General features: G+C 73.2%; 7 protein-coding genes and 1 pseudogene. 3 read left to right on the top strand and 5 right to left on the bottom strand.

What is annotated here, in order from left to right; translation table 11 throughout:
* Positions 1-158 precede the first annotated feature (158 nt).
* Both ACFWMZ_RS10425 and ACFWMZ_RS10420 read right to left on the bottom strand, forming a co-directional pair.
* Positions 159-545 (bottom strand): hypothetical protein, encoded by a 387-nt coding sequence (locus ACFWMZ_RS10425; RefSeq protein ID WP_383182421.1) that lies wholly within the window; start codon positions 543-545, stop codon positions 159-161.
* A gap of 90 nt (positions 546-635) precedes the next feature.
* Positions 636-1316, bottom strand: a complete 681-nt coding sequence (locus tag ACFWMZ_RS10420) for a ScbR family autoregulator-binding transcription factor (protein WP_383182419.1) — start codon at positions 1314-1316, stop codon at positions 636-638.
* 526 nt (positions 1317-1842) lie between these two features.
* Here ACFWMZ_RS10420 and ACFWMZ_RS10415 point away from each other — a divergent pair.
* Positions 1843-2580, top strand: coding sequence for an HAD family hydrolase (locus ACFWMZ_RS10415; RefSeq protein ID WP_383182417.1), 738 nt, complete (start codon positions 1843-1845; stop codon positions 2578-2580).
* A gap of 12 nt (positions 2581-2592) precedes the next feature.
* Here the strand turns inward: ACFWMZ_RS10415 and dhaL are convergent, their stop codons facing one another.
* Together dhaL and ACFWMZ_RS10405 are read right to left on the bottom strand one after the other, a co-directional pair.
* Positions 2593-3255 carry a dihydroxyacetone kinase subunit DhaL gene (dhaL, locus tag ACFWMZ_RS10410; protein ID WP_383182415.1) on the bottom strand — a complete coding sequence of 221 codons (663 nt, stop codon included), beginning with the start codon at positions 3253-3255 and terminating at the stop codon, positions 2593-2595.
* A gap of 53 nt (positions 3256-3308) precedes the next feature.
* Positions 3309-4301, bottom strand: a complete 993-nt coding sequence (locus tag ACFWMZ_RS10405; RefSeq protein WP_383182413.1) for a dihydroxyacetone kinase subunit DhaK — start codon at positions 4299-4301, stop codon at positions 3309-3311.
* A 334-nt stretch (positions 4302-4635) separates the two neighbouring features.
* Between ACFWMZ_RS10405 and ACFWMZ_RS10400 the strand changes: the two are divergent.
* Positions 4636-5070: pseudogene (locus ACFWMZ_RS10400) on the top strand (hypothetical protein); the annotation flags it as partial.
* A 589-nt stretch (positions 5071-5659) separates the two neighbouring features.
* Here the strand turns inward: ACFWMZ_RS10400 and ppk2 are convergent.
* Positions 5660-6658, bottom strand: a complete 999-nt coding sequence (gene ppk2 / locus ACFWMZ_RS10395; RefSeq protein WP_383182411.1) for a polyphosphate kinase 2 — start codon at positions 6656-6658, stop codon at positions 5660-5662.
* A gap of 241 nt (positions 6659-6899) precedes the next feature.
* Here ppk2 and ACFWMZ_RS10390 point away from each other — a divergent pair, with 241 nt between their 5' ends.
* On the top strand, positions 6900-8111 hold the full coding sequence (locus ACFWMZ_RS10390) for a phosphatidylserine/phosphatidylglycerophosphate/cardiolipin synthase family protein (RefSeq protein WP_383200752.1): 1212 nt from the start codon (positions 6900-6902) through the stop codon (positions 8109-8111).
* Positions 8112-8126: the final 15 nt, after the last annotated feature.

Here is an 8126-nt window from a genome sequence, read left to right as displayed (position 1 = left end):
GTCTCTCGCCGCGCTGGGCGGCGGTCCCCCCCGCGCCCGGCCCGGGCTGGGCGGGGGGCGCGGCCCGCCCCGGCCCCTAACTCCCCCCCCCCCCCCCACGGCTCTTCGTGTTCGCTGAGCAGGCGGTGGGGGCAAGCGCCGGCTCGGCCCTGCGGGGTTCAGCGGCGGCGCCGTCCGAGCGTAGGGAGGCCGCCGGAGACCGTGCGGATGCTGCTGCTCCTCCCGGCGGCCGGGGGTCTCTCGGGGAGGGGGGTGCTGCGCCAGCCCGGTTCCTCGGGTTCGGGGGTCTGCCCGCGGTGGTCCTCGATGAGCTCGCGGAGGGCGATACGGGCTTCCTCCCCGTCGTCCAGGCCGGTGAGCTGACGGGCGGCTCCCCTGGACCGGGTCAGGAGTTCCTGGACGTACACCGGGTTCTTCGGTAGCTCGATGAAGGTGCGCCGTGCGTCTGCGACGGGATGCAGAGCCGCTCGTGGCTCTCCCTGTTCGTCGATCCACAGCCAGACACGAATCCGCGGCCACTGCCCGTGCGCCCCTGTGTCACTCATCCACGCATCGTGCCCGGCCCCGTTCGCCTTGGGAAGAGGGCCGGTCCGGAGGCCCGGCCCCCACTTCCGCCCCCGGAGGCCGCGGCGTCGTCACTCCCCGCAGGCCGCCCCCACCGGCCGCTCCCCCATCCCCGCGCTCCTCCGCCGGAGCGCCCGCCCCAGCACCCCCGCGGGGTCGGGCCGTTGTTGCAGCGATCCCAGGGTCAGCAGCCACCACTCCGTGAGGCGGGCCGTGATGGCGGTGCGGCCTTCCAGGGCCTCGGTAAGGGTGCAGAGGCCGAAGTAGGCGCGGACGAGGGAGCGGGCGGTGGGGGCGGGGCGTACGCGGTCGGCGAGGTGGCCGGCGGTGCGGGCCTGGGCGAGGAGGCGGGTGGTGGCGGTGGTCCAGAGGGCGAAGGGGTCGGGGAGGGGCGCGTCGATGGTGTCGCGTTCGGCCCACAGGCGTGCGCCCGCGCGGGCGACCGGGTCCTCGGCGAGGGCGTGGGCGATGTCGAAGCTGAGGGCGACCAGTTTCTCCAGCGGGGGTTCGGCGCGGTCCGTATACCGCGCGGCGAGGCCCGGCCAGGTGGCGAAGCGGTCCTGGACGACGGCGAGGGCGAGCCCTTCCTTGCTGGCGTAGTGGAAGTAGACGGCGCCGCTGGTCCGGCCGGACCTGGCGCTTATGTCGTTGACGCTGGTGCCGGCGTAGCCCTGTTCCGCGAAGAGGAGGGCGGCGGCCTCCAGGAGTGATCTGCGGGTTGCCCTCGCCCGTTCCTGCAACGTGCTGTCCACCTTCGCTCAACGTTTCCGTGACGACGGAGAATGTAGTGCGCCCGCGCACGCCGGTAGCAAAAGCGGGGCTCCGTGCGCGGATATTGTTCAATTCTTTCGAATGTGCACGCGTGCGGGTGATTCCCCGCGAATTCCGGCGCGGTTGCTGGCCATTCGAGTGAACACCCTTCCGCGCTTCCACCCGTTCCGCGATGCCGGGCGAATATGACTCAACTTGGCGGCTCGTGAGCGGGATTGACGGGCCGTGAGGTTGACGCGGGACAGCCCAGCGGGCGGCCCCCTTTACACCCGTCACCCCCTCCCCGTCGAGCACTCGAAGTAGTGATTGCGTGACGCTTCGTCGCGAAAATAACGTAGCCGTCGTGATGTTTCGCGGTTTGGTCGGGATTGCACCTTCGCGCTCCCGTGACCCGCATGGGACCGGCGGACGTACGACGTCCCGGTGGCCGGCTCAGGGAAACGCACGACCCCACGAATCCGCGGTCCCGCGACAAGCCCGACCGCCCCCTCCCCCAGGAGGTACACCATGACCACCAAGGCACACCCCCTCCTCAGTTGGTCCCCGGAGGCCGTCGTCTTCGACTGCGACGGCACGCTGATGGACACCGAACGGCACTGGCAGGACGCCCGGAGCCAGGTCTTCCGGCAGTTCGGGCTGCGGCCCCTGCCGGGCTTCGCCGACCGGGCCAAGGGGGTGCACTACACCGACTGCGGGCGGCTGATGGCGGAGGAGTCCGACAAGCCACACCTGGCGCCGGAGCTGACCGAGTCGCTCCTGCGGCACTTCACGGCGCTGGTCGCCGACGATCCGGTGACCATGCCCGGCGCCGTCGAGTTCGTCCGCAGGCTCTCCGGACGGCTGCCGCTGGCGGTGGCGAGCAACTGCCCGCTGGAGGTGGTGGAGACCAGCCTCGACCGGGCCGGGCTGCTGGGCCACTTCGGCCACATCGTCGTCCCGGACGAGGCGTCGGCCGACGCCGCCCGGGGCGCGGGAACCGTACGGCCGAAGCCGTGGCCGGACGTCTACGCGACGGCCGCGCGGCTCTGCGGCACGGAACCGGACCGGGCGCTGGCCGTCGAGGACTCGCTGACCGGCATCGAGTCGGCGCGGCGGGCCGGACTGCGGGTGCTGGGGGTGGGCCCGCGCCCCGGTGAGGAGGACGCGTCCCGGGCCGACCTGTGGGTGACCACGCTGCACTCGCCGGTGCTGCTGGCGTGGGTACGGGCCCACGTACCCCACCAGGGGGGGAGCGCCGAGGAGTAGGGCGCGGCAGCCTCAGCCCAGGTGCGCGTCGAGGTCGGCGACGACGCCCTGGGCGGAGGCGAAGAGCAGGCCCACGCCGACCGCGCCCGGATCAGGGATGCCCTCCGCGCGTTCGCCCAGGTAGCTGGAGCGGCCCATCCGGGCGCGCAGCCTGGCCGTGGAGCGGACACCTTCCCAGGCCGCTTCGGCGGCGGCGGCGAGGGCGCGGTCGGGCTGGGTGTCGGCGGGGGTGGCGCGCAGTACCTCGGCGGCCGGGGTCAGCGCGTCCACCAAAGTCTTGTCGCCGGGGGCGGCGTCGCCCACCCGGCGGATCGCGGCGAGGCCGTCGGCGACCCCGTCGGCGTAGGCCGCGGTGGTGGGCCCGGAGGCGGAGACCGCGGCGGCCAGCGACTGGAGCAGCAGGCCGAAGAGGGGACCGCTCGTCCCCCCGACCTCGTCGAGGAAGGCGGTGGCGGCCGCCTCCAGGGGCGCGGCGGGATCGGTGCCTCCGTCCGGGAGCTGGTCCAGGCGGCGCAGGGCGGCGTCGGCGCCAGCGGTGAGGTTGGTGCCGAAGTCGCCGTCGCCGACCCGCTGGTCCAGGGCGGTGAGCCGGGCCTCGGTGGCGTGGGCGGACTCGGCGAACCGGCGCATCCAGCCGTCGGTGGCGGTGGCGTCGTGGGAGGTGCTCGTCGTCATGGCGTGGCTCCCGCTCTCGGTGGCCGGTGGGGTCGGGGGGCGGTCGGGGGTGGTCACCAGCGCAGGGCGGCGGTGTGGACCGGGGCGTCGTAGAGGCTGAGGATCTCCGGGTCGGCCACCAGCAGCGTGAGGGAGAAGCCGCGCATGTCCAGCGCGGTGATGTAGTCGCCGACGAGGGCGCGGGCCAGGGTGGTGCCGCGCGCGTCGAGGATGCCGGCGAGCTCTCCGTGGACCGCGTACAGCTCCAGCGGGGTGACCGCGCCGAGGCCGTTGACCAGGACGATGACCGGTCCGTCGGGGGTGAGGGCGTCGAGGAGGGCGGTGGTCATGCGCTCCACCAGGCCACTGAGCGGCTCCCTCGGGACGGTCTGCTGGGCGCGCTCGCCGTGGATGCCGACGCCGTACTCCAGCTCTCCGGCGGCGAGGGGGAACGCGGGCTCCCCGGTGGTGGGGGCGGTGTGCGCGGCGGAGGCGACGGCGAGCGTACGGCACCGGGCGGCGAGGCGGGTACCGAGTTCCTGGAGCTCGGTGAGGCCGAGGCCGGTGTCGGCGGCGGCGCCGAGGATCTTCTCGATGAGAACCGTGCCGCCGGTGCCGCGGCGCCCTGAGGCGATGTCCGCCGAGTCGGAGGCGAGGTCGTCGTCGATGAGCACCCGCGCGCAGGGCACGCCGCGATGGGCGAGGCGCTCGGCGGCGATGCCGAAGTTGATCCGGTCGCCGGTGTAGTTCTTGACGATGTGCAGCACGCCCTCCTCGCGGGCGGCGGCGAGGGAGCCCTCGTAGACCTGGCGGTTGTGCGGGGAGGCGAAGACCCGCCCGGGGCAGGCGGCGTCGAGCATGCCCCGCCCGACGTACCCGGCGTGCATCGGCTCGTGCCCCGCCCCGCCGCCGGAGAGCAGCGCGACGCGCCGCGCGGGGTCGGCGGTGCGGGTGAGCAGGAAGCCGTGCTCGGGATCGAGCGTGACCAGGTCGGCGTGGGCCCGCGCGAACCCCCGCAGGGCGTCGGGCACGAGGGCGTCGCTGCTGTTCTCGAAGTACGAGGCCATGCGAGTCCTCCGTCGTCGAGGGCCGCGAGCGGCTTCAGCCGGCCGCCTCCCGCCGGAATGCTCTACATGCTGGGCTCCGCACCCGTCCGGGGCAAGTCATGCGTCAGCTCGCTCGTCCTTTCGAGTACGACTTCCCGACGCGCGTTTCGCAGAAACACCAGGCCACGGCCGGGTACGACGTATTCGGGCCAGGCGGAGCACACGGAGCGAGCGCGGCGCACGAGAGGGCGCACGCGCCTCCTTCCCGTCCGGTGTCCCTCGCCCTTCCGCCCCCGGCTCCCTCCACCGCCCCACCCGGCACGCCTTCCGCCCGCCCCCGTGCTGGGCTGAGCCCATGCCGACGCAGCCCCCGGACGGGGAGGAGAACCACGGCAGCACCCACGCCCCGCCCCACTCCCCGCACGAGCCCCGCTCCCCGGAGTCCAGCGGCCCCACCCGCCACCAGGCCACCGAGGCGGACCGCAAGGGCGGCCCCGGCCACCCCGTGCTGCTGGCGGTCGCCCTCGCGTCCCCGCGGTGAAGGTCGCCTACACGCTGGGCGGCGGAGAGGCGGCGACCGACGCCCTGATGGGCATGGGCCCGGGCAACTGGTGGGACGTCCTCCTCGGCATGGTCCTGACCACGCCGCTGCTGGGCTGCCTGCTCGGCGTCGTCGCCTCGCGCGTGGTCTTCTCCCTCTTCGCCGCCCCGGGGGGGGGCGGTCCCGCGGGGCGACGACCGCGCCGCCCGTCTGCGCCGCGCCGCCCTCACCGTCCTCAGCCCGGTGGCCCTCAAGCGCCGGCCGGGCTGTCTTTGGGTGCGGCGCCATTCGGCCGCGCCGGACTGATTGGCCTCAAACGCCGGCCGGGCTGTTCTTGGTGCGGCCCGTCTCGACCGCGCCGGTCACAGATGGCCTCAACCGCCGGCCGGGCTGGGATGGGCTGAGCGCCGCTCCACCATGGCTGTCACTGATCGGCCTCAAGCGCCGGCCGGGCTGGGATTCGGGTGCGGTGCCGTCTTGACCGTGCCGGTCCAGGATTGGCCTCAAGCGCCGGCCGGGCTGGGATTCTTCTGGTTGTCGGTGGCTTTGAATGGCGGCGGCTGGGATTTTTTCGGTTGTCGGTGGCCTTGAGCGGCGGTGGGCTTGGGTTTTGCCGATGCCGTGTCTTGAGAGTCGGCCGGACTGGGGCTGCGGTTGCCGGTTACCTGAGAGTCAGCTCGGCCAGGGTTCGCGGCTCGTCCGGGGCGGGGGTGGGGCCCCGCCCGCGCCACCCGGCGGACAAACCGCGAGCCCCGAGCCCGGCCGGCGCTTGAGGCCATCAGTGACCGGCACGGTCAAGCGGCGCCCGGCCACAAGACAGCCCGGCCGGCGCCTGAGGCTAGCCCTCGGGATGACTCCCCCGCCCCTCCCCATGCGTGGCCAGCGGCGTGGGCGACAAGGCGCTGGGCCCCTCCCCGGGCTCCAGCAGAGTGTCGGCGGGCCCGATGATCAAAGGGTCGCCCTCCCCCAGGGCCTCCTCGTCCTTGGCCGCGTAGTCGACGCGCAGCAGCAGGCTCCGCATGGCCTCCAGCCGTCCGCGCCGCTTGTCGTTGGTCTTGACGACCGTCCAGGGCGCGTAGGAGGTGTCGGTGGCCCGGAACATGTCGATCTTCGCCCGGGTGTAGGCGTCCCACAGGTCCAGGGAGGCGAGGTCCGTCGGGGACAGCTTCCACTGGCGCACCGGGTCGACCTGGCGGATGGCGAACCGGGTCCGCTGCTCGGCCCGGGAGACGGAGAACCAGAACTTCACCAGCAGGATGCCGTCGGAGGTGATCATCTTCTCGAACAGCGGCGCCTGGGCGAGGAACTGCTCGTACTCCTCCTCGGTGCAGAACCCCATGACCCGCTCGACCCCGGCCCGGTTGTACCAGGACCGGTCGAAGAAGACGATCTCGCCGGGCGACGGCAGGTGCGCGATGTAGCGCTGGAAGTACCACTGGCCCGCCTCCTTCTCGGTGGGCTTGTCCAGCGCCACCACCCGTGCACCGCGCGGATTGAGCCGCTCGGTGAACCGCTTGATGGTGCCGCCCTTCCCGGCGGCGTCGCGCCCCTCGCAGACGACCACGATCCGCGCCCCGGTCTCCTTGACCCAGCTCTGCATCTTCAGCAGCTCGATCTGCAGGACCCGCTTGCGCCGCTCGTACTCCCGGCGCCGCATCTTCCGGTCGTACGGGTAGTTCTCCCGCCAGGTCTCGACGGGCGTGCCGTCGGCCTCGCGCAGGACCGGCTGCTCGGGGCGGCTCTCGTCGACGCTGAGCCCCTCCAGCAGGGTGCTGTCGGCGTCGTGGGCGCCGGGCCCGGCCCGGGCTGCTCCGTGCTGCTCCGACGCGCTCTCCACCTGTGGCCTCCCTCTCGCCTCGTCCGTGCGGCCGGGGGCGGCGCCGGAGCCTGCGGGCACGGCCAGAATAGGCGGGTACGGCCGCCTTCGCCCTGATCGACGGGGCGCCCGGGGTGCCGCCGGAGAGCGTAAGGATGTGCGATCCGGGCAGATGAGGTGACGCCGGAGCGGAAGCGGGGGTGGCTCCGGGCACAGGACGCCGGGGCTCCGGCGCCCTTTCGGTCGAAGGGCGGGAGAGCTCATGACGATGACGGACGTGGCCGCGGACGAACCGGGAGCCCGCGGTGGCGGCGTGCTGGCGGCGCGCGGGCGGCGGCTGCGCCGGCGGCTGGAGCGCCTGATCGGCGTCGCCGCCACCGAGGGAAACGAACTGACAGCGCTGCGCAACGGCGACGAGATCTTCTCGGCGATGCTGGAGTCCATCCGCGCGGCCGAGCACACCGTCGACCTGATGACCTTCGTCTACTGGAAGGGCGAGATCGCCCGGAACTTCGCCGCCGCGCTCTGCGACCGGGCGCGGGCGGGGGTCCGGGTGCGGCTGCTCCTCGACGGCTTCGGCAGCAGGCTGATCGAGCGGCACCTGCTGGAGGAGATGGACCAGGCGGGGGTGCAGGTCTCGTGGTTCCGCAAGCCGGTCTTCCTCTCGCCGTTCAAGCAGAACCACCGCTGCCACCGCAAGGTCCTGGTGGTGGACGAGAAGGTCGCCTTCACCGGCGGGGTGGGGATCGCCGAGGAGTGGTGCGGCGACGCCCGGAACGAGAACGAGTGGCGCGACACCCATGTGCGGCTGCGCGGCCCGGCGGTCGACGGCGTGGCGGCGGCGTTCGCGCAGAACTGGGCGGAGTGCCGCGAGGACCTCTTCGACGAGCGGGACCGGTTCACCGCGCAGGAGGCGTCCGGCGGCGCGGTGGTGCAGGTGGTGCGCGGCTCGGCCAGTTTCGGCTGGCAGGACATGCAGACGCTGCTGCGGGTGGTCCTCCAGTCCGCCGAGGAGCGGGTGCGGATCGCCACCGCCTACTTCGCGCCCGACGCGTACTTCATCGACCTGCTCTGCGCGACGGCCGCGCGCGGGGTCGAGGTGGAGATCCTGCTCCCCGGTCCGCACACCGACAAGCGGGTCTGCCAGCTCGCGGGGCAGTGGCACTACGACCAGTTGCTGGGCTGCGGGATCCGCATCCACCAGTACCAGCCGACGATGATGCACGCGAAGGTCATCACGGTGGACCGGGTGGCGGCGCTGACCGGGTCGACCAACATCAACCGGCGCTCGCTCAACCATGACGAAGAGGTCATGCTCGCCGTCATCGACGAGGAGTTCACCGCCGTCCTCGACCGCCACTTCGACGAGGACACCGCCGTGAGTGTGGAGATGCACGCGGGCCGCTACCGGCGCCGCTCCTGGCTCCAGCGGGGCCGCGAGGCGCTGGTGGTGCCGATCCGCCGGTTCCTCTGACCCCGCGCTCCCCCG

It is taken from the genome of Streptomyces sp. NPDC058373, from assembly GCF_042723275.1.
Classification (GTDB): Bacteria; Actinomycetota; Actinomycetes; order Streptomycetales; family Streptomycetaceae; genus Streptomyces.
This window is presented reverse-complemented; position numbering and strand designations above follow the sequence as displayed.

Bases quoted from the DNA above. Each gene is read 5' to 3' on its own strand.
- ACFWMZ_RS10405 (WP_383182413.1), bottom strand. From the start codon at position 4,301: ATGGCCTCGTACTTCGAGAACAGCAGCGACGCCCTCGTGCCCGACGCC.
- ACFWMZ_RS10390 (WP_383200752.1), top strand. From the start codon at position 6,900: ATGACGATGACGGACGTGGCCGCGGACGAACCGGGAGCCCGCGGTGGC.
- ACFWMZ_RS10415 (WP_383182417.1), top strand. From the start codon at position 1,843: ATGACCACCAAGGCACACCCCCTCCTCAGTTGGTCCCCGGAGGCCGTC.
- ACFWMZ_RS10425 (WP_383182421.1), bottom strand. From the start codon at position 545: ATGAGTGACACAGGGGCGCACGGGCAGTGGCCGCGGATTCGTGTCTGG.
- dhaL (WP_383182415.1), bottom strand. From the start codon at position 3,255: ATGACGACGAGCACCTCCCACGACGCCACCGCCACCGACGGCTGGATG.